Below are 26,699 nucleotides of genomic sequence, written 5' to 3' on the forward strand. Positions count from 1 at the left end.
CGCCGGACACGGACCACCGCAGCAGGCTGCCGGGGCATGCAACCACAACGCGACAGCTCCCTGCCCCATCAGGCGACCTCCGGCATGCGCCTGGCGCAGCGCCTGGACCGTGGCATCTGGAGAGTGGTGCTGCTGTACGTGCTGCTGGGGCTGGCGCTGTCGATCGGCAGCGACCTGGTTTTGGCGCATTTCGTAGACGATCCCCGCACGTTGATCGTCCTGCAGCTGGTCAACGACGCCCTGTTCCTGACCCTGACCGCAATCGCCCTGTACTACCTGCTGCGCCCGCTGGTGCGCGCCGCCGTGCAAGCGCACACCCGGCTGGCGCTGTCGGAGGCCGGCTACCGGCAGATGTTCCACGCCAATCCCAGCCCGATGCTGGTCTACGACCTGGAAAGCCTGCGCATCCTCGACGTCAACCCCACCGCGGTCGCCTTCTTCGGCTGGTCGCACGACGAGTTCGTCGGACTGGAATTGGCGCGACTGTGGCCGCCCAGCGCCAGCGCCCGCCTGGCCGAGGTGATCGAGACGATCCGGCAGACCCCGTCCAAGACCTGCGTGGTGGCCGAGCCGCTGCGCCTGCGCGACGGTAGCCAGTGCATGGCCGAGGCGCGCAGTACCAGCCTGGACTACCACGGCCGGCAGGCGCGGCTGGTGGTGATCAGCGACCGCAGCGCCGAGTACGACGCGCAGCGCCGCCGCGACCAGGCCCTGCAGCATCTGCAGGAGGCGCAATCGATCGCGCGGCTGGGCTCCTGGCAACTGGACCGTGCCAGCGGCCTGGGCAGTTACTCCGAGCAGGTCTACCGCATGCTCGGCCGGCGCGTGCCGGACCAACCGCGCCAGCACCGCCTGGAAGAACTGCTGGTCCCGCCCGACGTGGCGTCGCAGGCGCGCATCCAGCGGGTGATCGAGGACCTGTGCGGCAGCGCGCCGCTGCAACTGGACATGCTGCTGCCGGTGCTGGCCGCCGACGGCCAGGCGCGCATGCTGCATCTGCGCGCCGAATCGTCCAGCGACGACGCAGGCGGCGCCTGCGTGCACGGCACCCTGCAGGACGTGACCGAGCACGAGCGCTCGCGGCGCCTGCTGCACGAGCGCGAGGAGCAGTTCCGCGAACTGGTGCGGGTGCTGCCGGACGGCGTGGCGATCCTGCACCAGGAACACGTGCTGTACGCCAACGCCGCCTGCGCCGGGCAGTTCGGCTTCGAGGGCGAGAACCTGCTCGGCGAGCCGCTGCAGGGCCTGGTCGACAGCGCCGACCTGGCGCTGGTACGGCAACGGATGGGCGCGGCCGGGGCCAAGGGCGAACGCGGTGCCACCGCACGCATGTGCCGCCGCGACGGCTCGCTGTTCCATGCCGGGCTGTCGTTCGGCAACGTCCGCTACAGCGGCCGCGACTGCAAGCTGCTGATCGTGCGCGACCTCAGCGAACCGGAGCGCATGCGCGACGCGCTGGCGCAGAGCAACCGCGAACTGCAGGCGATGGCGCGGCGCCTGTTCTCGTTGCAGGAAGACGAGCGCCGCGCGATCTCGCGCGACCTGCACGACGACATCGGCCAGGCGATCACCGCGATGAAGCTGTCGGCGCACGCGGCGCTGGACGAGACCGACGCCGAGCGCCGCCGCGAGGATCTCAGCGAGATCGTGAGCCTGGCCGACAGCAGCATCACCAAGCTGCGCAACCTCTCCACGCTGCTGCGGCCGCCGCAGCTGGACGCGCTGGGCCTGGAAGCGGCGCTGCGCTGGCAGGCCGGCATGCTGTTCCGCGCGTCGCCGGTGCGCCTGCACCTGGACATCGCCACCCTGCCCGAGCGCCCCAGCGGCGAGGTCGAACAGGCCTGCTTCCGCATCGCCCAGGAGAGCCTGACCAACGTGCTGCGCCATGCCAGCGCCGGCGAAGTGCGGATGACCCTCGGCGACGAGGAACGCCAGCGCCTGCGCCTGGAAGTGGTCGACGATGGCGACGGCTTCGATCCGGCCGGGCCGCGCGGCCTGGGCCTGATCGTGATGCGCGAGCGCGCGCAGAGCGCCGGCGGTACCCTGCAGATCGACACCGCGCCCGGCGCCGGCACCCGGGTGACGCTGTGCCTGCCCTACACCACCGCGGCACCACCGTCGCCCCCGCCTGGAACCTGAGCCGATGTGGAATCCCGCCAGCGCCGTACCCGTGGACGACGAACTGCCGTCGCGCCTGGGTGCGGGCCATCCCGCCCTGACCGGCATGATCGCCGAGGCGCTCGCCGGCGGGCCGGGGGTGATGCTGCTGCACATCGACATCGACCACTTCGCCTCGATCAACGAGAACATGAGCCCGGAGGTCGGCGACCAGGCGCTGGCGCTGCTGGCGCACCGGCTGCAGGCGCACCTGCGCGGCCGCGGCCTGCTGTGGCGCCATGGCAGCGACGAACTGGTGATGGCGGTACCGCGCACCGCCGACGTGCCGCCGCCGGAAGCCTTCGCCGAGGAGATCCGGCAGCAGATCGAGCTGCCGCTGTCGGTGCTGCCGTACACCCTGTTCATGACCGGCAAGATCGGCGTGAGCCTGTGCCCGGAGCATTCCACGCGGCTGTCGACCCTGCTCGACTTCGCCGAGGACGCGGTCTACCAGGCCGCGCGCGAAGGCGGCAACCTGGTGCGCCTGTACGCCGCCGACGGCCCGCCCAGCGCGCACAGCGAGAGCATCATCTCGCGGCAGATCGTCGACGCCATTCCCAACGGCGAGCTGCGCCTGCGCTACCAGCCGATGGTCAGCGCCCGCGACGGCCGCGTGGTCGGCATGGAATCGCTGCTGCGCTGGCAGTCGCCGACCCTGGGCATCCTGGTGCCGGAGCGCTTCATGCGCACCGCCGAGCGCCTGGGCGTGATCGTGCAGATCGGCACCTGGGTGATGGAAGGCGCGCTGCGCCAGGCGCGGCTGTGGCGCGATCAGGGCTTCGACGACTTCACCATCGCGGTCAACGTCTCCACCCTGCAGCTGCTGCGCCCGACCTTCTTCAACGAAGTGATGTCGGCGCTGCAGGCGGCCGGGGTGCCGCCGCAGATGGTGGTGCTGGAGATCAACGAGAGCGCGCTGACCAACAACGTCAACTTCGTCCACGAGACCCTGGCTAATCTCTGCCGCGAAGGCATCAGCCTGAGCCTGGACAACTTCGGCACCGGCGATTCCAGCCTCAGCGCACTGGTGCGCTACCCGGTGGACAAGCTGAAGATCGACCGCAGCTTCATCAAGAGCGCGCCGGCCGGCAACCGCGAGGCGGCGATCGCCCGCGCGATCATCGCCATGGGCCACCAGCTGGGCATGGTGGTGATCGCCAACGGCGTCGAATCGCAGGCGCAGCTCGGCTTCCTGCGCCGTAACGATTGCGACATCTTCCAGGGCTACCTGTTCGGCGAACCGATGTCCGCCGAAGCCGCCGGCATGGCCCTGCGCCGGCGCTACCTGCGCCCGGAATCGTTCACCGAGACCCGACCGGACCGCACCCTGCTGCTGCTCGACGACGAAGAGAACGTGCTGCGCTCGCTGGTGCGGCTGTTCCGCCGCGACGGCTACCGCATCCTCGCCGCCGGCAACGTCCGCGACGCCTTCGACCTGCTCGCCACCAACGACGTGCAGGTGATCCTGTCCGACCAGCGCATGTCCGACATGAGCGGCACCGAATTCCTGGGCCGGGTGAAGATGCTCTACCCCGACACCATCCGCTTGGTCCTGTCCGGCTACACCGACCTGGCCACCGTCACCGACGCGATCAACCGCGGCGCGATCTACCGCTTCCTGACCAAGCCGTGGAACGACGACGAACTGCGCGAACACATCCGCCAGGCCTTCCGCACGCACGACGAACAGCGGCGGGATGCGGGGCCCTGAGGGGCTGGGAATCGGGAACGGGGAATCGGGAATGGGAAAAGCCGCATCGCGGCTTTTCATTTTTCAGGTCAGGTCACTGAGGCGAGATCGGCGACACGGAAAGCGAACAGCGTCAGCGCTCCCGCTTTTCCTACTCCCCATTCCCGATTCCCCATTCCCAGCTATTAGGGCTGCCTAACAGGAATCACGATCCGGAACGTCGAGCCTTGAACAGCAGCGGGATGCGGGGTCCTGAGGGGCCGGGAATCGGGAACGGGGAATCGGGAATGGGAAAAGCCGCATTGCGGCTTTTCTTTTTTCAGGTCAGGTCAATATGGCGACATCGGCGGCACGGAAAGCGAACAGCGTCAGCGCTCCCGCTTTTCCGATTCCCCATTCCCGATTCCCCATTCCCAGCTACTTCGGCTGCCTAACCGGAATCACGATCCGGAACGTCGAACCCTCGCCGACGACGCTGCTGACATCGATGCGGCCGTGGTGCTTGTTGACGATGCCATAGGAGATCGACAGGCCCAGGCCGGTGCCGCTGCCGACCGGTTTGGTGGTGAAGAACGGGTCGAAGATGCGCTGCAGCAGGTCCGCCGGAATGCCGGCGCCGGAGTCCTTGAACTCGATCCACACCTCCTCGCCGTCCTGGCCGGTACTGACCACGATGGTGCCGCGCTCGCCGATCGCCTGGCCGGCGTTGAGCAGCAGGTTCATGTACACCTGGTTGAGCTCGGACGGCAGGCACTCCACCAGCGGCAGGTTGCCGTAGTGGCGCTCCAGGGTGACCTTGTACTTGAGCTCGTTCCAGATGATGTTGATCGTCGATTCCAGGCCCGAATGCAGGTCCACCAGCTTCCACGACTCCTCGCGGCCGGAATAGGAGAAGTCCTTCAGGTCGCGGACGATGCGGGTGACCCGCTCGATGCCTTCACGCGATTCGGCCATCAGCTGCGGCAGGTCGCGGCTGATGAAGTCGATGTCGAAGCGGTTGCGGATGTCGTCGATCTCCGGGATCAGCGCCTTCGGATCCGGCGCGCGCAGGGCGCGTTCGTAGGCCTCGATCAGGGTGAACAGGCTGCGCAGGTATTCCTGCAGGCTGCCCAGGTTGGAATGGACGTAGCCGATCGGGTTGTTGATCTCATGGGCGACGCCGGCGGCGAGCTGGCCGATCGAGGCCATCTTCTCCGACTGCAGCAGTTTTTCCTGGGCGCCGTTGAGGCGCAGGTAGGCCTGGCGCAGCTCGGCGTGGCGTTGCTGCAGTTCCTGTTCGTAGTCCTGCTGGCCTTCGATGCCCTGGATCAGCATCAGGTAATGGCCGCCGTCCGCGTCGGCGTGGAAGTACAGGTGCGCCAGCACCACGTGCTGCTCGGTCGGCAGGCTGCCGCTCCAGCGGCCACTGCTGCGCGCCTGCGACAGCGCGTCGCCCGGCAGCCACTGCGCCAGATGCGAGGCCAATGCGCCGGTGTCGGCGCTGGAGGAGAGATGGCGGCGCGCGGCGCTGTTGGCGAGCAGCAACTGGCCGTCGGCGCGGAACAGCACCACGCCTTCGTACAGCAGTTCGCTCAGGGCGAGCAGGTTCTCGCGTGCGGGCAGGACGAGCGGTGCGTTGGGATTGATTTCGGCGAAATTCACGACAGGCGGCGGGCGATAGATGGATGCCCAATATACGCCGTTGCCGCCGGCGGATGCGCGTCCCGCAGTGGGACTGCGCCGCGGCTTAGGCGACCGCCAGCGGACGCTGGGAGAGCGGCGTGCTGGACTCGCCGTTGGCGTCGTAGGACGACGCGCTCTCGCTGCGGCCGAGGTGGCGCAGCGCCCAGTTGACCTCGCGTCGGCGCCGCGACAGCAGCGCGCCGTTGGCGCGATTGGCATCGGCCAGCTCACGCAGCCGCAGTTCGGCCTCGGCGCCGGCGGGCACGTCGGCCTCGAGTGCGCGCAGTGCCGCCAGCTTGGCGCTGGTCGCCTGCATGAGGCCCTCCACGTTGTGATCCAACAACGCCTGGCGCTCGCCGGCGAGCGCGTCGCTGAGCTGCTGCAGGGGGTTGGTCACGGACATGTTCATGCGCCGAGTTGCCGATCCATGTCGATCATGCGGCTGGCGATCGCGTCGGGGTTGATCTTGTAGCTGCCGTTCTGCAGCGCCGAGCGCACCGCATCGACGCGGCTGCTGTCCACCGCCGGCGCGGCCGACAGTTGGCGTTGCAGGGTCTGCAGACCGGACGCTTCGCCGGTCAGGCGCAGGCTATCGGTGGCTGCGGCCGCACCGACCGCACGCTCCTTGCCTTCCTCGGACGCGCCGGAGGCGGCCTTGGTCGAGACGGACGACGTGCGAAGGGTGGCCGGGCTCGGCAAACTCCCTTCAATTTTCTGGGTCATGACGGACATCCTGTTACGGGTTCGGTGTAGGTAACGGCACAGCGTCGGAGAACTTTAGCCGGATTCTTAGCGCGTCACTAAAACGTCGCCATTTTGTGACACAGTTCCCTGAACGATGCGCTTGGACGACAGGTTTTCGACGGTCACCCGCTCGTTTTCGCCCGCATCGCCCAGTGCACGCCCGGACATGCGCACTTCCAGGCCGCCGCTGCGTGCCACCAGCGCCACATTGTCGCCGCGCCGGACCAGCCGCGGCGCGACCAGGTCGGTGGCGGACAGCAGGGTGCCGGCCGGCAGGGTTCGCCGCACCACCTTGCCGATCGCCGCTTCCGGCTCGGTCATCGCGGCGCCGACGATGCGCGCCGCGTCGCGTTTCTCGGGGACGATATCGGCCGCGCCGATGGTTTCTCCAGCGGACAGGCCGCGCGCCAGCACCAGCACATGCTGCATGCGCCGCACCTTCACCGGGACGAACAGCCGCCAGCCGGTCTCGCGCGGGCAACTCACCTCCACGGTCGTGGTGCCGGTCGGCTGCGCCTGCAGCGGCACCGGGCACAGCGGTACCCGCACCGAGGGGTCCAGGGTCGCCTCGGCATCGGCGTCGGCCCCGGCCAGCGACAACGCCGCGGCGCGGATCGACTCCACCGGCTGGAAGTCCGCAGCCCAGGCCGGCGTCGCCGCCAGCAGGACCAGCAATAGGATCGGGCGCATGGCCGTCTCTCTGGGAAAGGTCGCCGGCACCATGCAAACGCCGTGCCGCAAACCGCACGTCCGATCCGGACCGCGCCCTCAAGTTCCGCCGCGCAGGCGCCGATATGAACGCCATGAGTCATGACCTTCTCAACCGAATCGACCAGCGCACCCGCTTGGCGGGCCACAACCGGCTTGCCCTGCTGCTGTTCCGGCTGGGCGGTCGTCAGCTTTTTGGCGTGAACGTCTTCAAGGTGCAGGAAGTGCTGCGCCGCCCGGAGCTGTTCCAGGTGCCGGGGCTGCCGCTGCAATTCTCCGGCGTCGCTGACGTGCGCGGGCGCTCGGTGCCGGTGCTCGACCTGGGCCTGGCCATCGGCCATCCGGAGCGCGAGCCGAACGCGGACACCGCCCCAGGCTATCTGGTGGTGACCGAGTTCAACCGCTCGGTCCAGGGCTTCCTGGTCAGCGGCGTGGAACGCATCGTCAACATCGCGGTGGAGGACATCCATCCGCCGCCGGAACTGGGCGCCGAGTCCAGCTACCTGACCGCGGTGACCCGTTTCCAGGGCGAGCTGATCCAGGTGATCGACGTGGAAAGCGTGCTGGCCGACATCGCCCAGACCCGGGTCGAGGCCAACCTGGACCCGTCGCTGGCGCTCACCGGCCCGCAGCTGCAGGTGCTGGTGGTCGACGACTCGCGGGTGGCGCGGCAGCAGATCCGCAGCGTACTGGACCAGCTCGGGGTCGGCGCGACCCTGCTGTCGGACGGCCGCCAGGCCCTGGACCATCTCTTGCAGATCCACGCCGCCGGCGAGAATCCGGCCGAACGCTACGCCATGGTGATCTCTGACATCGAGATGCCGGCGATGGACGGCTACACGCTGACGACGGAAATCCGCCGTCACCCCGGGCTGGCCGGCCTGTACGTGCTGTTGCACACCTCGCTGTCGGGCGTGTTCAACAATGCGATGGTCGAGCGCGTGGGCGCCAATGCCTTCGTTGCCAAGTACAGCCCCAACGAGTTGGCCGAGTACGTGCTGACCCGGCTGCGGGTGGTCGCCGCGGCAGCGCAAGCGGCCGCCTGACCCGGGCGCCGCGTCTCGCTGCGCGGCCTGCCTGACGTTCTAATAGAGCGCGGGCGTCCCCCGCCTCCCGAGGCAACCCCTGATCTCACGGGCCCCCGCGCCCGCCTTTGGCACGCGCCTTGCCTGTGGTTTCGGCAACGAACCGCGGGATCGTGCCATGTCCAATCCGATCACAGCCTACTTCGGCGTCCATGGCGACGCCCTGCCGCTGCGCGAGCAGCGCATGAAGCTGATCGCCAGCAACCTCAGCAACGTCGACACGCCCGGGTACAAGGCCCAGGACCTGGATTTCGACGCGGCGATGCGTGCCGCGCAGGGACAGCGCGAAGGCACCCAGCTCGCGGTCGACGACAGCCGCCACATCGCGGTCGGCGGCGATGGCCTGAATCCGTTCCAGATCACCCGGGCGGCCAGCCAGCCCAGCATGGACGGCAACACCGTCGATCCGGACGCCGAACGCGCCGCCTACGGCCGCGCCGCGCTGGAGTACCGCGCCTCGCTGAGCTTCCTCGAATCCAAGGTGCGCAGCATGCTCACCGCGATCACGGGCCAATAAGCATGAGCAACCTGCCGATCTTCGACGTCGCCGGCTCCGCGCTGCAGGCGCAGTCGGTGCGCATGAGCACCATCGCCAGCAACCTGTCCAACGCCGATTCGGTGGCCGGTTCGGCCGAGGCGGCCTACAAGCCGATCGAGCCGATCTTCCAGGCGGTGCGCAACCCGCACGACAGCAGCCTGACCTCGGTCAACGTCAAGGAAATCGCCCAGACCAACGCACCGCCGATCAAGCGCTACGAACCCGGCCATCCGCTCGCCGACGCCGAGGGCTACATCTATTCGCCCGATGTGGACCCGGTCTCGCAGATGGTCAACCTGATCTCCGCCTCGCGCAATTACCAGGCCGGCGTGGAGGTGCTCAACACCGCCAAGGAACTGGCGCTGGCCACTCTGACCATGGGCCGCTGATCCGCCCTCCTTCCGCCGCGTCACGTCCCAGGACCGCTTCCATGAGCAGCGTCACCACCTCCACCGACACCTATTCCAGCCTGGGCCTGAGCGCCTCGGCCAACACCAGCACCACCAAGAACAAGGCGCTGCAGCAGGCGGACTTCCTGAAGCTGATGACCGAGCAGTTGCAGCACCAGGATCCGCTCAAGCCGATGGACAACAGCCAGATGGTCGCGCAGATGGCGCAGCTGTCGACCGTGCAGGGCATCGGCGACCTCAACAAGACCGTCACCGCGCTGTCCTCGTCGATGAGCACCGACCAGGTGCTGCGCGGCGCCAACCTGATCGGACACAAGGTGCTGGTGCCGTCGGCGACGCTGCCGCTGGGCGCCGAGGGCAGCACCGGCGGCCTGGTCGCGGCCAAGGCCGCCGGCGTGGTCGACGTCACCGTCAGCGACGCCACCGGCCAGCCGATCAAGAAGATCAGCCTCACCGCCGACAAGGCCGGCCAGCTCGATTTCGCCTGGGACGGCACCGACGCCAGCGGCAAGCGCATGCCGGCCGGCAGCTACAGCATCACCGCTGGGCAGACCGATGCCCAGGGCAACCAACTGTCCCTGTCCACCTACGTCCAGGCGCCGGTCGAGAGCGCCATCATCGGATCGGACGGCATCTATCTCGATCTGACCGGGCTCGGCACCACGCCGCTGACCAACGTCCTCCGCGTCAGCTAACGCCACGCCGACATCCACAGGAGTCCACCATGGGTTTCAATACATCGCTGTCCGGCCTCAGGGCGGCCAATACCGACCTCAACGTCACCGCCAACAACATCGCCAACGCCAACACCACCGGCTTCAAGGGCTCGCGCGCCGAGTTCGCCGACCAGTTCACGCTCAACGGCTACGGCCTGGCGCGCAACGCGGTGGGTTCGGGCGTGCGCGTCAGCAACGTCGCCCAGCAGTTCTCGCAGGGCACCATCGATCCGACCGGGCGCAGCCTGGACCTGGCCATCTCCGGCTCCGGCTTCTTCACCCTGTCCAACAACGGCGCCCGCGTGTACTCGCGCGCCGGCAACTTCCAGACCGACGCCAACGGCTATGTGGTCAATCCGCAGGGCGCGCGGCTGCAGGTGTTCCCGCCGGCGAGCAACGGCAACGGCTTTGCGGCCGGTACGCTGACCGACCTGCAGTTGCTGACCACCGACAGCCCGCCCAAGCAGAGCAGCACGGTCAACCTGACCTTCACCCTGCCCGGCAACACCCAGCCGCCGACCGTGGCCACGTTCGATCCGAACGACGCCAACAGCTACAACAACTCCAGCGGCGGCACCACCGTCTACGACTCGCTGGGCGTGGCCCACGTGCAGACCTCGTACTTCGTCAAGACCGCCACGCCCAACCAGTGGACCGTCTACAACTACGTGGACGGCGTCGCCGCCGGCGGCGCCAGCACGCTGCAGTTCTCCAACAGCGGCGCGCTGGTCAGCCCGGCCGACGGCAAGATTCCGCTGGGTTCCTTCACCCCCGCCACCGGCGCCGGCACCCTGTCGCTGACCCTCAACGTGTTCGGGTCGACCCAGTACGGCGAAGCCTTCGCCCTGCGCGGCGCGACCCAGGACGGCTACGCCAGCGGCAAGCTCAACTCGATCAGCATCGACGAGAAGGGCATCGTCTACGCGCGCTACTCCAACAACGCCGACAAGGCGCTGGGCCAGATCGCGGTGACCAACTTCGTCAATCCGCAGGGCCTGAGTTCGCTCGGCGACAACGCCTGGGCGGAAAGCTCGGCCTCGGGCATCGCCCGCACCGGCTCGCCTGCGACCTCGGACTTCGGCAGCGTGCAGTCCGGCGCACTGGAATCCTCGACCGTCGACCTGACCGAGCAGCTGGTCAACATGATCGTGGCCCAGCGCAACTTCCAGGCGAACTCGCAGGTGATCTCGACCCAGGATCAGGTCACGCAGACCATCATCAATATGCGTTGACGACCGCCGGGAATCGGGAACGGGGAATCGGGAATCGTAAACGCGGTTCCCGCCACCGACCTCCCGCTTTCCGCCATTCCCGATTCCCCATTCCCGGTTCCCTCCAATGGACAAAGCCCTCTACGTCGCCATGACCGGCGCCCGCGCGTCGCTGCAGGCGCAGGCCACCGTGTCGCACAACCTGGCCAACGTCGAGACCTCCGGGTTCAAGGCGGCGCTGGCCAATACCGAGGCCTATCGGATTCCTGGCGCCGGTTATCCGTCGCGGATCGATGCGCTGCACATCGACCAGGGGTTCAACCGCGACGTCGGCGCGCAGCACCAGACCGGCAATCCGCTGGATCTGTCGCTGGATGCCGATCGCTGGCTGGCGGTGCAGTCCGCCGACGGCAAGGAGGCGTACACGCGCGGCGGCGAATTGGCGCTGACCCCGAACGGCCAGCTGGTCACCGCCAGCGGCCATGCGGTGCTCGACGACCAGGGCAATCCGGTGGCGATTCCGCCGCACCAGTCGCTGGAGATCGGCAACGACGGCACGGTGTCGATCGTGCCGCTGGGCGAAGCGCCCACCGCGATGAGCACCATCGCCACGCTGAAGGTGGTGCAGGCGCCGGCGGACCAGCTCACGCGCCGGCCCGACGGCCTGATGCGCAATGTCAGCGACGATCCGGCCAAGGCCTTTGCGCCGGCCACCGGCAATTCGCTGCGAACCGGGGTACTCGAGGGCAGCAACGTCGATGCCGCCGGCGCGCTGGTGCAGATGATCCAGTTGCAGCGCCAGTTCGAAATGCAGGTGAAGGTCATCAAGAACGGCGACGAGAACGCGCAGTCGGCCAACACCCTGCTGCGTCTGAACGGCTAAGACGAGCCTCGGCGCCAGCGGCGCCGGTTTGGCACGGCACATGCATCACTCCCTGCGCCCCCGGCGCGTCGTGCCGGGGCCACCATCAGAGGAACTCGGGTCATGAATCAGGCTTTGTGGGTCGCCAAGACCGGACTGGATGCGCAGCAGACGCGCATGTCGGTCGTCTCCAACAACCTGGCCAACACCAACACCACCGGTTTCAAGCGCGACCGCGCCAACTTCGAGGACCTGCTGTACCAACAGCTGCGGCAGCCCGGCGGCGCCAGCTCCTCGCAGACGCAGCTGCCCTCGGGCCTGCAGGTGGGTACCGGCGTGCGCGTGGTCGCCACCGCCAAGGATTTCGAGCAGGGCAGCCAGCAGCAGACCGATCGCGCCCTGGACGTGATGGTCAACGGCCGCGGCTTCTTCGAAGTGCAGATGCCGGATGGCACCTCGGCCTACACCCGCGACGGCAGCTTCCAGATCGATGCGCAGGGCCAGCTGGTCACCAACAGCGGCTACCCGATCCAGCCGGGCATCCAGATCCCGGAAGGCGCGCAGTCGGTGACCATCGGCTCCGACGGCACGGTGAGCGTGCAAGTCGCCGGTACCGCCGCGGCGCTGCAGGTCGGCGCGCTGACCCTGACCGACTTCATCAATCCCTCCGGCCTGCAGGCCCAGGGCCAGAACCTGTACGTGGAAACCGCCGCCTCCGGGCCGGCGACGAACGGCACGCCCGGCCTCAACGGCCTCGGCAAGATCGCGCAGGGCGCGCTGGAAGGCAGCAACGTCAATGTGGTGGAAGAGCTGGTGAGCATGATCGAGACCCAGCGCGCCTACGAGATGAACGCCAAGGCCATCTCCACCACCGACTCGATGCTCGGCTATCTGAACAACAACGTCTGATCCCCTCGCCTCCGGAATCCGCCATGTCGCGCCTGTCCTCTCTCTCCTTCTCCGCCGCGCTGCTGCTGCCGGTCCTGCTCGGCGGTTGCGCCGGTCTGGGCGTGGCCGCCGGCGACGTGCGTCCGTACGCGCCGATGGCGCCGATCGTGCCGGTGATGGCGCCGCAGGCGCAGCCGACCGCGGGTGCGATCTACGCCGCCGGCCCCGGCCTGCAGCTGTACTCCGATCGTCGCGCCCGCGACGTCGGCGACCTGCTGACCATCACCCTGGTCGAAAGCACCAACGCCAGCAGCACCGCCAACACCAGCATCAGCAAAAAGGATGCGGTGACCATGGCCACGCCGACGCTGCTGGGCGCGCCGCTCACCGTCAACGGCACCAACATCCTCAACAACTCCACCAGCGGCGACCGCAGCTTCGCCGGCAAGGGCAACACCGCGCAGAGCAACACCATGCAGGGCAGCATCACCGTGACCGTGATGCAGCGCCTGCCCAACGGCAACCTGGTGATCCAGGGCCAGAAGAACCTGCGGCTGAACCAGGGCGACGAACTGGTGCAGGTGCAGGGCGTGGTCCGCGCCGCCGACATCGCCCCGGACAACACCATTCCCTCCAGCAAGGTGGCCGAAGCGCGCATCGCCTACGGCGGCCGCGGCGCGGTCGCGCAGTCCAACGCGATGGGCTGGCTGAGCCGCTTCTTCAACTCGCGCATCTCGCCGTACTGAGGCCCGCCATGACTCTCCTGTCCCTGCCCTGCCGCCTGCTCGCCGCCGTCGCCCTGTGCGCCGGCCTGGCCGCGCCGGCCGCGGCCGAACGCATCAAGGACCTGGCCCAGGTCGGCGGCGTGCGCAACAACGCGCTGGTCGGCTACGGCCTGGTGGTCGGCCTGGACGGCAGCGGCGACCGCACCAGCCAGGCGCCCTTCACCGTGCAGAGCTTGAAGAACATGCTCGGCGAGCTGGGCGTCAACGTGCCGGCCAACGTCAACCCGCAGTTGAAGAACGTGGCCGCGGTGGCGATCAGCGCGCAGCTGCCGGCGTTCGCCAAGCCGGGCCAGACCATCGACATCACCGTCTCCTCGATCGGCAACGCCATCTCGCTGCGCGGCGGCACCCTGCTGATGGCGCCGCTGAAGGGCGCCGACGGCCAGGTCTATGCGGTCGCGCAGGGCAACCTGGTGGTCGGCGGCTTCGGCGCGCAGGGCAAGGACGGTTCGCGGATCTCGGTGAACGTGCCCAGCGTCGGCCTGATCCCCAACGGCGCGACGGTGGAACGTGCGCTGCCGGACGTGTTCGGCAACACCGGCGAGATCACCCTGAACCTGCACCAGCCCGATTTCACCACCGTCTCGCGCATGGTCTCGGCGCTGGAAAGCACCTTCGGCCCCGGCAGCGCGCATGCGGTGGACGGCTCCACCGTGGCGGTGCGTTCGCCCACCGACCAGAGCGCGCGGATCGGCCTGCTGGCACGGATCGAGAACGTCGAGCTGTCGCCGGGTGCGGCACCGGCCAAGGTGGTGGTCAACGCCCGCACCGGCACGGTGGTGATCGGCTCGCAGGTCCGGGTCAGCCCGGCGGCGATCTCGCACGGCTCGCTGACGGTGACCATCAGCGAAGGCACCCAGGTCAGCCAGCCCAATGCGCTGAGTGGCGGCCAGACCGTGGCCACGCCCAAGTCCACCATCACCGCCACCAACGAAGGCAGCCGCATGTTCAAGTTCGAGGGCGGCACCTCGCTGGATCAGATCGTGCGGGCGGTCAACGAGGTCGGCGCCGCGCCTGGCGACCTGATCGCGATTCTGGAAGCGCTCAAGCAGGCCGGTGCCCTGAGCGCGGAGCTGGAGGTGATCTGACATGCGTATCTCGGCCGCTCCCTTCGACCTGCACGCCTCTACCCAGAACGATCCGGCCAAGATCGACAAGGTCTCGCGCCAGCTCGAAGGGCAGTTCGCCAACATGCTGGTCAAAAGCATGCGCGAGGCCAGTTTCGGCAATTCGCTGTTCCCCGGCGAGAACCAGACCTTCCGCGACATGTACGACCAGCAGCTCGCCAAGGGCCTGACCGACGGCAAGGGGCTGGGCCTGGCGGCGATGATCTCCAAGCAGCTCGGGGGCGGCCAGCCGGCGGCGACCACGCCGGCCAATACCTCGCTGGGCGCGGCCAAGGCGGCCAAGGCCTACTCGCTGGTGTCCGGCCAGTCCGGCAACGGCCCGATGGCGCTGCAGGGCGAGGCCGCGCTTGCCGCCGGTGCCACGGCCGGCGCCGGCGTCGGCCCGTGGAGCGGCGCCGAGGCGACCGCCGCCCCGCAGCAACAGGTGCTGGACATGATCGCCGGCCGCGAGAGCAGCGCCATGCACCAGGCCATCGGCAGCAGCCCGGCCGACGGCAGCGCCGGCATGTCCTGGGCCGGTGCCGACGACCGCTGGTCGAACGTGCAGGCGGCCGCCGACAGCGGCACCGCCATCGATCCCAGCGCCGCCGCGGCCGCCAACGCCGCCGCGGCCAGCCTCGGCGAGCGGACCCCGGAAGGCTTCGTCGCCAAGATCTGGAACCATGCGCAGAAGGCCGCGCAGGAACTGGGCGTGGACGCGCGCGCCCTGGTCGCGCAGGCCGCGCTGGAGACCGGCTGGGGCCGCCGCGGCATTTCCCGCGGCGACGGCGCCAGTTCCAACAACCTGTTCGGGATCAAGGCCACCGGCTGGAACGGCGACCGCGTGACCACCGGCACCCACGAGTACGTGGACGGGGTCAAGCAGTCGCAGACCGCCGATTTCCGTGCCTATTCCTCGCCGGCGGAAAGCTTCGCCGACTACGTGCGCCTGCTGAAGACCAATCCGCGCTACCAGCAGGCGCTGAAGGCCGGCACCGACATCCGCGGCTTCGCCCAGGGCCTGCAGCGCGCCGGCTACGCCACCGACCCCGCCTACGCAGCCAAGATCGCCGCCATCGCCGGCGGCCCGACCATCGGCCGCGCGGTCGCCGCGATCGGCAGCGCCGCCGCCGGCGGCATCGAGCGCGTTCTGGCCAGCACCGTCGATCCGTCCGGCCTCGTGCGCCGTTGAGGTAGCCGTCCATGTCCATCCTCTCCACCGGTACCGGCGCCCTGCTCGCCTTCCAGCGGGCCCTGTCCACGGTCAGCCACAACGTCGCCAATATCAACACCGACGGCTACAGCCGGCAGCGGACGACGTTCGCGACCACGGTCCCGAGCCAGTACGGCAGCGAGTTCATCGGCAACGGCACCCAGATCACCGACGTCTCCCGCGTCGCCGACCAGTTGGCGATCTCGCGCCTGTTCGACAGCACCGGCGAAGTCGCCCGGCTGAAGCAGCTCTCCAGCCTGTCCAGCCGCGTCGACGGGCTGTTCTCGGACAAGGCCACCAGCATCGCCGGACAGTGGTCGAACTTCTTCGACGCCACCACCGGCCTGTCCTCCAACGCCTCGGCCAGCGCCAACCGGCAGAACCTGCTGGACGCCGGCAATTCGCTGGTCACCCGCTTCAAGCAGCTCAACGGCCAGCTCGACTCGCTCGGCAGCGAAGTCAACAACGGCCTGCTGGCCGGCACCGCCGAAGCCAACCGCCTGGCCACTGAGATCGCCAAGCTCAACGGCCAGATCGGCTCCAACGCCAATGCCGCCGCACCGGACCTGCTCGATCGCCGCGACCAGATGATCGGCCAGCTCATCGGCTACACCGGCGGCAGCGTCATCCAGCAGGACGGCGGGATGATGAACGTCTACACCTCCGGCGGCCAGGCGATGGTGGTCGGCACGAATGCGTCGACCCTGGTCACCAGTCCCGATCCCTACCAGCCGGAAAAGCTGCAGATCGCGCTGAAGACCCCCGGCGGCTCGACGCCGCTCACCAGCAAGGCACTGGGCGGGCAGATCGGCGGCTTCCTGGAGTTCCGCAGCAACGTCCTGGATCCGACCAAGGCCGAACTCGGCCGCATCGCCACCGGCGTGGCCAGCAGCTACAACCAGCAGCACCACGCCGGCATGGACCTGTACGGCCAGATGGGCGGCGATTTCTTCAACCTGCCGGCGCCGACCGTGGACGGCAACAGCGCCAACACCGGCACCGCGGCGTTCACCGCCAGCGTCAGCGACCTGAGCAAGCTCGACGGGCAGAACCTGCTGCTGACCTACAACGGCACCGCCTGGAGCGCCAGCCGCGCCGACACCGGCGCCAGCGTCCCGATGAGCGGCTCCGGCACCAACGCCGATCCGTTCGTGGTCAACGGCGTGACCCTGCAGGTCTCCGGCACCGCCGCCAGCGGCGACAAGTTCCTGCTGCAGCCCACCGCCAATGCCATCAGCAAGCTGTCCGTGGCCATCAGCGACCCCTCGCGCATCGCCGCGGCGACGCCGATCCAGGCCAGCGCCACGCTCAGCAACCAGGGCACCGGCAAGGTCAGCAACGTCGCCGCGACCAACGCCAGCAACGCCAACCTGCTGACGCCGGCGAACATCGCCTTCATCGATTCCACCCATTACTCGATCAACGGCGGCGCGCCGCAGACCTACACCGCCGGCCAGACCATCAGCGCCAACGGCTGGAGCCTGACCATGGACGGCGTCCCGTCCGCCGGCGACAGCTTCGCGGTGGGCCCGACCGGGGTCGGCTCGAGCAACAACGGCAACGCCCTGCTGCTGTCCAACCTGGACGATGCCAAGGCCTTCAACGGCGGCACCATCACCCTCAACGGTGCGGTGGCCGGCCTGACCACCACGGTCGGCTCGGCGGCGCGCCAGGCCAAGTACGCGGCCGATGCGCAGGACGTGATCCAGAGCAGCGCCCAGGACGCGCGCGACTCGCTGTCCGGCGTCAACCTCGACGAGGAAGCGGCGGACATGTTGCGGCTGCAGCAGGCCTACCAGGCGGCCTCGCGCCTGATCTCCACCGCCGACACCCTGTTCCAGTCCATCCTGAGCGCGGTCCGATGAGCAATCGCATCTCCAGCGGCATGATCTTCAATCAGTCGCTCAACACCATGCTCGGCAAGCAGGCGACGATCTCGCACCTGCAGCAACAGCTCTCCACCGGTCAGCGCATCGTCAGTGCGGCCGACGATCCGGTCGCCGCGGGCACCGCGGTCAGCCTGGACCGCACGGTGGCCGCGCTGGCGCGCTTCGGCGACAACGCCAACAACGTGCAGAATCGGCTCAACCTGCAGGAAAACTCGCTGGCGCAGGCCGGCGACCTGATGGCGCGGGTCAAGGATCTGACGGTGGAAGCCAATAGTTCGGCGCTGACCACGCCCGACCGCAAGGCCATCGCCGCGGAGCTGAAGACCCTGCACGACAGCCTGCTGAGCCTGTCCAACAGCACCGACGGCTCCGGCCGCTACCTGTTCGGCGGCACCGCCGACGATGCGGCCCCGTTCGCCGTGGTCTCGGGCAACGTGGTCTACAGCGGCAACCAGACCCAGCGCAGCGTGGAAGTGGCACCGGACACCAAGGTCTCCGACACCCTGCCCGGCAGCGAGATCTTCATGCGCGTGCCCACCGGGGACGGCACCGTGGACGCGCATGCGGCCGCCGGCAACACCGGCACCGGCCTGCTGCTGGATTTCAGCCGCGACGGCTCCGGCAGCGCCTGGAACGGCAGCAGCTACAGTGTCGTGTTCACCGCCGCCACCACCTACGAGGTGCGCGACAGCAGTGGCGCGGTGGTCAATACAGGCACCTATGCCGCCGGCGAGAGCATCGGCCTGCCCGGCTTGAAGATGCGCGTGGACGGCGCCCCCGCCGCCGGCGACAGCTTCCAGATCGGCGCCTCGACCACCAAGGACGTGTTCTCCACCATCAGCAACCTGGTCAACCTGCTCAACACCGATCCGATCACCCCGGCCGCCAAGGCTGCCCTGCAGAATGGTCTGCAGTCGTCGATGCGCGACATCACCCAGGCCTCGTCGAAGATGATCGACGCGCGCGCCGCCGGCGGCGCCCAGCTCGCGGCGATCGACAACGCCACCGACCTGCGCGCCTCCAACGACGTCACCCTGAAGACCACCCTGTCCTCGCTGCGCGACCTCGACTACGCACAGGCGATCTCCCAGTACCAACTGGAACAGTCGGCGCTGAAAGCGGCACAGACCATCTTTACCCAGATGCAAAGGATGTCGCTGTTCGACCGGCTCGGCTGATCGGCGATATACCGGATATACAGAAAGGCCCGGAGCGCGGCGACGCTTCCGGGCCTTTCGCGTTATACAAAGATCGTCATCGCCGCTGGATAGGTAGACAACGCGCAGGCAACCCTAAAGTTTGCCGAAGTGCGGCCGAGAAAGGCTCTCCGCGGTATTCCTGGTGTTTTGCGCATCGCCGGAACGGCAAATTTTCTGCAGTAAATCGCTAAAGGTTGCGAGCCTGTCGCCGTTACTTATATCACCAGCCGCACTGGCCAAATTGATGGCCCCCTGCGGAGACTCCAGGCACCAACCGGTTGCCGGACAAATCGCTTAGAGGAGATATCAAAATGGCACAGGTCATCAATACCAACGTAATGTCGCTGAACGCTCAGCGGAACCTCAACACCACCAGCGCCAGCCTGGCGACGACGATCCAGCGCCTGTCCTCGGGCCTGCGCATCAACAGCGCCAAGGACGACGCGGCCGGTCTGGCGATCTCCGAGCGCTTCACCACCCAGATCCGCGGCCTGGACGTGGCCTCGCGCAACGCCAACGACGGCATCTCGCTGGCACAGACCGCCGAAGGCGCGATGGTCGAAATCGGCAACAACCTGCAGCGTATCCGCGAACTGGCGGTGCAGTCGGCCAACGCCACCAACTCCACCACCGACCGTGGCGCGCTGAACTCGGAAGTCAAGCAGCTGGCCTCGGAAATCGACCGCGTCTCCAGCCAGACCAACTTCAACGGTACCAAGCTGCTGGACGGCTCGTTCTCCGGCGCGCTGTTCCAGGTCGGCGCCGACGCCGGCCAGACCATCGGCATCAACAGCATCGTCAACGCCAGCGCCGCCTCGCTGGGCAAGGCCGGCTTCGCCGCCACCCAGACCACCACCAACGCCCTGGCCTCGGGTACCGCCACCGCCAGCGGCAGCTTCTCCGGCATGGTCGTCAACGGCGTCAGCATCGCCTCGGTCTCGGTGGCCGTCGGCGACGTGGACACCGATGTGGCCAAGAAGATCGCATCGGCGATCAACGACAAGCTGGCCCAGACCGGCGTGTACGCCTCGGTGGACAGCAGCAACAAGCTGAAGCTGGAATCGGTCAAGGGCGGCCAGGACTTCTCGTTCACCGCGGGCTCGGCCACCGGCGCCAACGGCATCACCTTCGACCAGAGCGGCATCGCCGCCAGCGCCACTGCGGCCGCGGGCACCACCAACTTCCTGAAGGACGTGGACATCTCGACCTTCCAGGGCGCGCAGAAGGCGCTGAGCATCATCGACAACGCGCTGACCTCGGTTAACTCCTCGCGCGCGGACATGGGTGCGATCCAGAACCGCTTCACGTCCACCATCGCCAACCTGAGCTCCACCTCGGAGAACCTGTCGGCCTCGCGCAGCCGCATCCGCGATACCGACTACGCCAAGGAAACCGCCGAGCTGACCCGTACGCAGATCCTGCAGCAGGCCGGCACCGCCATGCTGGCCCAGGCCAAGCAGGCCCCGCAGAGCGTGCTGAGCCTGCTCCAGGGCTAAGCGTCGCCAGCCGCATTGCACCACCGAGGCCCCTCCGCAAGGAGGGGCCTTTTTTGTTTCCTCTTCCCGCGATGGGCCGTCGCATCCCGGAGGAAGCGCCATCTCCGCGCGTTGCCGGTCCTCGACGCCGAAGGCGAGCGCTACCATGACTGGCAGGGCGACGGCCAGCTGACGGCGTGGCCATGCTATTCGCGGCGATCCCGTGCATGCGACCCGTTATGCAGGATCGACGGGAGACAGCCATGGCCACCGACCGCCTGCGCTGTCGCGCGACACGTGACCAGTGGGCTGGATGGCGGTCAGCAGTTGGCGATGACCGTGGCCGCACTTCAAGATCGCCTGTCATGCGTCATCAACGCAGTGCACGACCTGAAAGCGCGCCGGCATTGCCTACATCGCCGGACAACCGACGCTCCTTCTACTTCATCGCCATGGACGGCCGTAAGGCGATCAGACAGGTAGAGGGAGAGATGGCCAAGCCGTCGCGTCGCGATGCGCTGCGTACCGGCAGGTCAAGCGTTCGCGTCGTCGACGCGACACACGATCGAGAGCATCGCGCGCATCGCCCTCGGCGCGATCCAGGCCGCTCTTTCCCCGACTTGTGCAAGACGCCTAAAGTTTGACGAAGCGCGGCCGAAACAAGCCTTTCGCCGCGTTTCTGGTGTCACGCAAATCGCCGAAACGCCAAATTTTCGGCAGTAAATCCCTAAAGGTTGCGCACCGACTGCCGTTACTTATACCAGCAGCGGCACTGGCCAATTGATGGCCCCCTGCGGAGGCTCCAGGCACCAATGGGTTGCCGGACAAATCGCTTAGAGGAGATATCAAAATGGCACAGGTCATCAATACCAACGTAATGTCGCTGAACGCTCAGCGCAACCTCAACACCACTAGCGCCAGCCTGGCGACGACGATCCAGCGCCTGTCCTCGGGCCTGCGCATCAACAGCGCCAAGGACGACGCGGCCGGTCTGGCGATCTCCGAGCGCTTCACCACCCAGATCCGCGGCCTGGACGTGGCCTCGCGCAACGCCAACGACGGCATCTCGCTGGCGCAGACCGCCGAAGGCGCGATGGTCGAAATCGGCAACAACCTGCAGCGTATCCGCGAACTGGCGGTGCAGTCGGCCAATGCGACCAACTCCACCACCGACCGCGGCGCGCTGAACTCGGAAGTCAAGCAGCTGGCCTCGGAAATCGACCGCGTCTCCAGCCAGACCAACTTCAACGGTACCAAGCTGCTGGACGGCTCGTTCTCCGGCGCGCTGTTCCAGGTCGGCGCCGACGCCGGCCAGACCATCGGCATCAACAGCATCGTCAACGCCAGCGCCGCCTCGCTGGGCAAGGCCGGCTTCGCCGCCACCCAGACCACCACCAACGCCCTGGCCTCGGGTACCGCCACCGCCAGCGGCAGCTTCTCCGGCATGGTCGTCAACGGCGTCAGCATCGCCTCGGTCTCGGTGGCCGTCGGCGACGTGGACACCGATGTGGCCAAGAAGATCGCCTCGGCGATCAACGACAAGCTGGCCCAGACCGGCGTGTACGCCTCGCTGGACAGCAGCAACAAGCTGAAGCTGGAATCGGTCAAGGGCGGCCAGGACTTCTCGTTCACCGCGGGCAGCGCCACCGGTGCCACCGGCATCACCTTCGACCAGAGCGGCATCGCCGCCAGCGCCACTGCGGCCGCGGGCACCACCAACTTCCTGAAGGACGTGGACATCTCGACCTTCCAGGGCGCGCAGAAGGCGCTGAGCATCATCGACAACGCGCTGACCTCGGTGAACTCCTCGCGTGCGGACATGGGTGCGATCCAGAACCGCTTCACCTCCACCATCGCCAACCTGAGCTCCACCTCGGAGAACCTGTCGGCCTCGCGCAGCCGCATCCGCGACACCGACTACGCCAAGGAAACCGCCGAGCTGACCCGCACGCAGATCCTGCAGCAGGCCGGCACCGCCATGCTGGCTCAGGCCAAGCAGGCGCCGCAGAGCGTGCTGAGCCTGCTCCAGGGCTAAGCGCAGCAAGCCGCGATGCACCGCCGAGGGCTTCTACGCCATTAGAAGCCCTCGAGCGGAAACGATATCAAACACGTTAAAACCAAGGCGTACAAATGGCACAGGTCATCAATACCAACGTAATGTCGCTGAACGCTCAGCGGAACCTCAATACCACCAGCGCCAGCCTGGCGACGACGATCCAGCGCCTGTCCTCGGGCCTACGCATCAACAGCGCCAAGGACGACGCGGCCGGTCTGGCGATCTCCGAGCGCTTCACCACCCAGATCCGCGGCCTGGACGTGGCCTCGCGCAACGCCAACGACGGCATCTCGCTGGCGCAGACCGCCGAAGGCGCGATGGTCGAAATCGGCAACAACCTGCAGCGTATCCGCGAACTGGCGGTGCAGTCGGCCAACGCCACCAACTCCACCACCGACCGTGGCGCGCTGAACTCGGAAGTCAAGCAGCTGGCCTCGGAAATCGACCGCGTCTCCAGCCAGACCAACTTCAACGGCACCAAGCTGCTGGACGGCTCGTTCTCCGGCGCGCTGTTCCAGATCGGTGCCGACGCCGGCCAGACCATCGGCATCAACAGCATCGTCAACGCCAGCGCCGCCGCGCTGGGCAAGGCCGGCTTCGCCGCCACCCAGACCACCACCAACGCCCTGGCCTCGGGTACCGCCACCGCCAGCGGCAGCTTCTCCGGCATGTCCGTCAACGGCGTCAGCATCGCCTCGGTCTCGGTGGCCGTCGGCGACGTGGACACCAGCGTGGCCAAGAAGATCGCCTCGGCGATCAACGACAAGCTGGCCCAGACCGGCGTGTACGCCTCGGTGGACAGCAGCAACAAGCTGAAGCTGGAATCGGTCAAGGGCGGCCAGGACTTCTCGTTCACCGCGGGCAGCGCCACCGGTGCCACCGGCATCACCTTCGACCAGAGCGGCATCGCCGCCAGCGCCACCGCGGCCGCGGGTACCACCAACTTCCTGAAGGACGTGGACATCTCGACCTTCCAGGGCGCGCAGAAGGCGCTGAGCATCATCGACAACGCGCTGACCTCGGTGAACTCCTCGCGCGCGGACATGGGTGCGATCCAGAACCGCTTCACCTCCACCATCGCCAACTTGAGCTCCACCTCGGAGAACCTGTCGGCCTCGCGCAGCCGCATCCGCGATACCGACTACGCCAAGGAAACCGCCGAGCTGACCCGCACGCAGATCCTGCAGCAGGCCGGCACCGCCATGCTGGCTCAGGCCAAGCAGGCGCCGCAGAGCGTGCTGAGCCTGCTCCAGGGCTAAGCACGGACGCACCGCAATGCACCACGGGGCCCCTCCGCAAGGAGGGGCTTTTTTTTGACGCCCTGGATGCGGCACAGGATTTGCATGGCACGGGGAGCCGTCGCAACGCGCAGGCGCCGCTCAAGAAGCGCTCCCGCGCGCCGATACTCCCCTCAGCCGCTGGCGCACCGCGTGCCGGCCACCTCAAGGACCACCACCATGTCCACCACTGGAATCGGCTCAGGCCTGGACATTCCCAGCTTCGTCGCCAAACTGGTGGCGAAGGAACGCCAGCCGCAGGAAGACCGGATCAACCGCGACGGTACCGCTTCCAGCGCGCAACTGTCGTCCTTGAGCACGATCAAGAGCGCGCTGTCCAACCTGCAGACGGCGATGAGCACGGTGTCCGACAGCGCCGACAAGGGCGCCTACAAGGCGACCATCGACGACGGCGCCGGCTATACCGCCACCGTGACCTCCAGCGCCAACGCCGGCAAATACGGCATCGAGGTGGTGAAACTGGCGCAGTCGCAGAAACTGACCTCGTCGGCCTACGCCAGCGGCGCCGTCGTCGGTGGCGGCACCCTGACCATCGCCTACGGCAGCACCACGCTCAACATCAACGTCGATGCCGGCAGCAAGCTCAGCGACGTGGCCGCCTTCATCAACAAGGCCGCCAACGGTGCCGGCGTGACCGCCAGCGTGGTCACCGCCGACGATGGCGACCATCTGGTGCTCAACGCGGTCGACACCGGCACCAAGGGCGCCCTGACCATCACCACGTCCGGCGGCGACGGCGGCCTGGCCAAGCTCACCTACCCGCCCGGCAACAACGGCGGGCTGACCCAGACCATCGCCGCCGCCGACGCGGTGGTGAAAGTGGACGGCTTCCAGCGCACCTCCAGCAGCAACACCATCGCCGACCTGGTGCCCGGCGTGGCCATCAATCTCACCAAGGCCGTGGCCGGCACCAGCTTCAATCTCAACATCACCAACGACAACACCCCGCTGAAGGCCAATCTGACCGCCCTGGTCAGCGCCTACAACTCCGCCAACAGCGTGCTCAAGTCCTCCAGCGCCTACGACGCCACCAACAAGAAGGCCTCGCCGATGACCGGCGATGCGATGGTGCGCGGCCTGCAGCAGTCGCTGCGCCGGCTGGTCAGCGACAACGTGAGCGGCCTGATGGCGATGGGCGTGACCATCGACAAGGACGGGGTGATGAGCTTCGACAGCGCCAAGTTCGACACCGCGGCGGCCGCCGATCCGTCGGCGGCCAAGACCCTGCTCGGCAACAACGGCAGTTTCGGTACCGGCATGAGCACGCTGCTGAAGAGCAACCTGGACAGCACCAGCGGCACGCTGACCCAGCGGACCGACGCGATCAACAAGCACATCGCCGACCTGACCGACCAACTCGGCGATCTCGACAAGCGCATGCAAGCGCTGAGCGACCAGTACACCGCGCGCTTCACGGCGATGGAGACGCTGGTGACGCAGATGCAGAGCGTGAGCGACGGTTTGGCCAAGCAGTTCAAATGACGCACAGGCGGCCGCGCGGCTCAAGTCGAGACGCGTGGCGGCCGATAGAAAGAGTATCGACAGTCATTACGGATTGGCCGCAGCAACCGCAGCGTCGCCGCTCACCGGCGCGGCGCGGAGGCCAGCCGATCCACCCGAGGAGTTTTCCATGTACGGTTCCAGCCGCCAGTACGCCGAGCAATATCGCAAGATGGGCATTTCCACCAGCGTCACCGATGCCGATCCGCACAAGCTGGTCGCCATGCTGTTCGCCGGCGCCTGCCAGCGCATCCGCCAGGCCCAGGCCTGCCTCGCGCAGGGCGACCAGGCACGCAAGGGCAAGGCGATCGGCGAGGCCTGCGCCATCGTCGGCCATCTCAACGGCTCGCTCGACCACGAGGCCGGCGGCGAGATCGCCGGCAATCTGTCGGCACTCTACGACTACGTGATGCACCGGCTGACCGAAGCCAACCTGCACAACGACGACGCCGCGCTGACCGAAGCGCTGGAACTGCTCAGCGAGATCGACGCGGCCTGGGCCGCCATTCCCGCGCAGCAGCGCGAACTGGCCACGGCGAACGCGTCGTGAGCATCCAGCTCGCCGACCTGCACAACGACCTGCACGAGTTGCGCGAGGTCCTGCGTGGCGACGACTACGCGCTGGCCCAGGCCATGGTCGCCGACCACGCGCGGCACCTGCAGGCGTATCTGCAGCAGGACGGCGCAGACCGCTCGCGCGAGGCGTTGAAGCCGTTGCTGGCCCTGCAGCAGGCGGTGACCGCGCAGATGCGCATGGAGCGCGACCATGCCGCGGCCTGGCTGCGCAGCAGCCGCCAGTCCAGCCACGCCGCGCGGCTCTACTCGCAGGCCGGACTGCTGGGATGAACACCGGCTCGGACGGCGCGGCGCAGCACCCGGCCGACGCCGAGCTGTTCCACGATACCCTCAGTTGCGAACTGGCGCTGCCGGCGGATTTCCGCCTGGGCAACGGCGCCGGCCGGCTCGCCGCCGGCGAAGCGCTGTTGCGCAGCCTGGCGCAGATCGAGGATCTGCGTGGCGAGGACGGCAGCGACGACCGCAGCGAGTCCACCGCGCAGACCCAGCGGATGGAGGCCAAGCTCGACCTGATGCTGGTGCTGCTGGGCCGGCTGGCCCGCCAGCACGAGGATGCCCTGCCGCTGCGGCCGCTGTGCTGGTCGCGCCGGGGCGTGCGGCTGGAGTTGGGCGCGCGCTCGGGCGCCACGGCCGGCGCCGCCGGCCTGCTGCGCCTGCAGCCCTCGGACTGGCTCCCGGACCACCTGGAACTGCCGGTACGGGTGCTGGCCGAGGCCGCCACCGCGGGCGTCGTGCAACTTTGGCTACGGTTCGAGACACAGCCGCCGGGCCTGGAAGAGGCCCTGGAACGCCACCTGTTCCGGCTGCACCGCCGGCAGATCGCCGACAGCCGGCGCGCGCGCTGAGCCGGCACACCGCCCCCCCGGACCGCCGCGGCGAGGTTGGCGGCGGCGGGCGGCTCGGCTAATGTGCGGCTCTGAATAGAAGGACC

General features: G+C 68.0%; 25 protein-coding genes. 21 read left to right on the forward strand and 4 right to left on the reverse strand.

Annotation, left to right across the window (positions count from 1 at the left end; all coding sequences use genetic code 11):
• Nucleotides 1–36 precede the first annotated feature (36 nt).
• Both CEK68_RS10035 and CEK68_RS10040 read left to right on the forward strand, forming a co-directional pair.
• A complete protein-coding gene (locus CEK68_RS10035) occupies nucleotides 37–2,139 on the forward strand; it encodes a PAS domain S-box protein (RefSeq protein ID WP_225851616.1) in 2,103 nt (700 codons plus the stop codon).
• A gap of 4 nt (nucleotides 2,140–2,143) precedes the next feature.
• The gene (locus tag CEK68_RS10040) at nucleotides 2,144–3,868 is read left to right on the forward strand and encodes an EAL domain-containing protein (RefSeq protein ID WP_010341742.1); all 1,725 of its coding nucleotides are present in this window, start codon (nucleotides 2,144–2,146) and stop codon (nucleotides 3,866–3,868) included.
• 396 nt (nucleotides 3,869–4,264) lie between these two features.
• Here the strand turns inward: CEK68_RS10040 and CEK68_RS10045 are convergent, their stop codons facing one another.
• From CEK68_RS10045 to flgA, 4 genes are all read right to left on the reverse strand, one after another.
• Nucleotides 4,265–5,488, reverse strand: coding sequence for an ATP-binding protein (locus tag CEK68_RS10045; RefSeq protein ID WP_017915057.1), 1,224 nt, complete (start codon nucleotides 5,486–5,488; stop codon nucleotides 4,265–4,267).
• Between the two features lie 85 nt (nucleotides 5,489–5,573).
• Nucleotides 5,574–5,912 (reverse strand): flagella protein, encoded by a 339-nt coding sequence (locus CEK68_RS10050; protein ID WP_026143350.1) that lies wholly within the window; start codon nucleotides 5,910–5,912, stop codon nucleotides 5,574–5,576.
• A 2-nt stretch (nucleotides 5,913–5,914) separates the two neighbouring features.
• Entirely contained in the window at nucleotides 5,915–6,232 is a 318-nt protein-coding gene (gene flgM / locus CEK68_RS10055; RefSeq protein WP_026143351.1) for a flagellar biosynthesis anti-sigma factor FlgM, read from the reverse strand.
• Between the two features lie 66 nt (nucleotides 6,233–6,298).
• A complete protein-coding gene (gene flgA, locus CEK68_RS10060) occupies nucleotides 6,299–6,943 on the reverse strand; it encodes a flagellar basal body P-ring formation chaperone FlgA (RefSeq protein ID WP_148828688.1) in 645 nt (214 codons plus the stop codon).
• Between the two features lie 113 nt (nucleotides 6,944–7,056).
• On the opposite strand from flgA, the gene CEK68_RS10065 reads away from it, so the two are divergent.
• From CEK68_RS10065 to CEK68_RS10155, 19 genes are all read left to right on the forward strand, one after another.
• A complete protein-coding gene (locus tag CEK68_RS10065) occupies nucleotides 7,057–8,007 on the forward strand; it encodes a chemotaxis protein (RefSeq protein ID WP_026143352.1) in 951 nt (316 codons plus the stop codon).
• A 157-nt stretch (nucleotides 8,008–8,164) separates the two neighbouring features.
• Entirely contained in the window at nucleotides 8,165–8,563 is a 399-nt protein-coding gene (gene flgB, locus CEK68_RS10070; RefSeq protein WP_017908569.1) for a flagellar basal body rod protein FlgB, read from the forward strand.
• 2 nt (nucleotides 8,564–8,565) lie between these two features.
• Nucleotides 8,566–8,973, forward strand: a complete 408-nt coding sequence (gene flgC, locus CEK68_RS10075) for a flagellar basal body rod protein FlgC (RefSeq protein WP_017908570.1) — start codon at nucleotides 8,566–8,568, stop codon at nucleotides 8,971–8,973.
• 41 nt (nucleotides 8,974–9,014) lie between these two features.
• Nucleotides 9,015–9,689 carry a flagellar hook capping FlgD N-terminal domain-containing protein gene (locus tag CEK68_RS10080; RefSeq protein WP_017908571.1) on the forward strand — a complete coding sequence of 225 codons (675 nt, stop codon included), beginning with the start codon at nucleotides 9,015–9,017 and terminating at the stop codon, nucleotides 9,687–9,689.
• Between the two features lie 29 nt (nucleotides 9,690–9,718).
• On the forward strand, nucleotides 9,719–10,942 hold the full coding sequence (gene flgE / locus CEK68_RS10085) for a flagellar hook protein FlgE (RefSeq protein WP_017908572.1): 1,224 nt from the start codon (nucleotides 9,719–9,721) through the stop codon (nucleotides 10,940–10,942).
• A 106-nt stretch (nucleotides 10,943–11,048) separates the two neighbouring features.
• A complete protein-coding gene (locus tag CEK68_RS10090) occupies nucleotides 11,049–11,804 on the forward strand; it encodes a flagellar basal body rod protein FlgF (RefSeq protein ID WP_017908573.1) in 756 nt (251 codons plus the stop codon).
• Nucleotides 11,805–11,906: 102 nt separating this feature from the next.
• Nucleotides 11,907–12,692, forward strand: a complete 786-nt coding sequence (gene flgG / locus CEK68_RS10095) for a flagellar basal-body rod protein FlgG (RefSeq protein ID WP_017908574.1) — start codon at nucleotides 11,907–11,909, stop codon at nucleotides 12,690–12,692.
• A gap of 23 nt (nucleotides 12,693–12,715) precedes the next feature.
• Complete coding sequence (gene flgH / locus CEK68_RS10100; protein WP_017908575.1) at nucleotides 12,716–13,417, forward strand: flagellar basal body L-ring protein FlgH; 702 nt, start codon at nucleotides 12,716–12,718, stop codon at nucleotides 13,415–13,417.
• Nucleotides 13,418–13,425: 8 nt separating this feature from the next.
• Complete coding sequence (locus CEK68_RS10105; RefSeq protein WP_017912877.1) at nucleotides 13,426–14,544, forward strand: flagellar basal body P-ring protein FlgI; 1,119 nt, start codon at nucleotides 13,426–13,428, stop codon at nucleotides 14,542–14,544.
• A gap of 1 nt (nucleotide 14,545) precedes the next feature.
• Nucleotides 14,546–15,754, forward strand: a complete 1,209-nt coding sequence (flgJ, locus tag CEK68_RS10110; protein ID WP_148828686.1) for a flagellar assembly peptidoglycan hydrolase FlgJ — start codon at nucleotides 14,546–14,548, stop codon at nucleotides 15,752–15,754.
• 11 nt (nucleotides 15,755–15,765) lie between these two features.
• Nucleotides 15,766–17,640 (forward strand): flagellar hook-associated protein FlgK, encoded by a 1,875-nt coding sequence (gene flgK, locus CEK68_RS10115; RefSeq protein ID WP_017915412.1) that lies wholly within the window; start codon nucleotides 15,766–15,768, stop codon nucleotides 17,638–17,640.
• On the forward strand, nucleotides 17,637–18,842 hold the full coding sequence (gene flgL / locus CEK68_RS10120) for a flagellar hook-associated protein FlgL (protein WP_017915411.1): 1,206 nt from the start codon (nucleotides 17,637–17,639) through the stop codon (nucleotides 18,840–18,842). Before flgK ends, flgL begins: the two co-directional genes overlap by 4 nt.
• Nucleotides 18,843–19,174: 332 nt before the next feature.
• Entirely contained in the window at nucleotides 19,175–20,359 is a 1,185-nt protein-coding gene (locus tag CEK68_RS10125; RefSeq protein WP_152239289.1) for a flagellin, read from the forward strand.
• An 829-nt stretch (nucleotides 20,360–21,188) separates the two neighbouring features.
• On the forward strand, nucleotides 21,189–22,373 hold the full coding sequence (locus CEK68_RS10130; protein WP_152239290.1) for a flagellin: 1,185 nt from the start codon (nucleotides 21,189–21,191) through the stop codon (nucleotides 22,371–22,373).
• 95 nt (nucleotides 22,374–22,468) lie between these two features.
• Nucleotides 22,469–23,653: a flagellin gene (locus CEK68_RS10135; protein WP_152239291.1), complete on the forward strand. Its 1,185-nt coding sequence runs from the start codon at nucleotides 22,469–22,471 to the stop codon at nucleotides 23,651–23,653.
• 198 nt (nucleotides 23,654–23,851) lie between these two features.
• The gene (fliD, locus tag CEK68_RS10140; RefSeq protein ID WP_017916434.1) at nucleotides 23,852–25,174 is read left to right on the forward strand and encodes a flagellar filament capping protein FliD; all 1,323 of its coding nucleotides are present in this window, start codon (nucleotides 23,852–23,854) and stop codon (nucleotides 25,172–25,174) included.
• Between the two features lie 148 nt (nucleotides 25,175–25,322).
• A complete protein-coding gene (gene fliS / locus CEK68_RS10145) occupies nucleotides 25,323–25,742 on the forward strand; it encodes a flagellar export chaperone FliS (protein ID WP_010341674.1) in 420 nt (139 codons plus the stop codon).
• Nucleotides 25,739–26,038 (forward strand): hypothetical protein, encoded by a 300-nt coding sequence (locus CEK68_RS10150; RefSeq protein WP_150411152.1) that lies wholly within the window; start codon nucleotides 25,739–25,741, stop codon nucleotides 26,036–26,038. Before fliS ends, CEK68_RS10150 begins: the two co-directional genes overlap by 4 nt.
• On the forward strand, nucleotides 26,035–26,613 hold the full coding sequence (locus CEK68_RS10155) for a PilZ domain-containing protein (RefSeq protein WP_017916432.1): 579 nt from the start codon (nucleotides 26,035–26,037) through the stop codon (nucleotides 26,611–26,613). The genes CEK68_RS10150 and CEK68_RS10155 overlap by 4 nt, the downstream gene beginning before the upstream one ends.
• Nucleotides 26,614–26,699: the final 86 nt, after the last annotated feature.

It is taken from the genome of Xanthomonas sp. LMG 12461 (genome assembly GCF_009192935.1).
In the GTDB taxonomy this organism is placed as follows: domain Bacteria; phylum Pseudomonadota; class Gammaproteobacteria; order Xanthomonadales; family Xanthomonadaceae; genus Xanthomonas_A; species Xanthomonas_A sontii.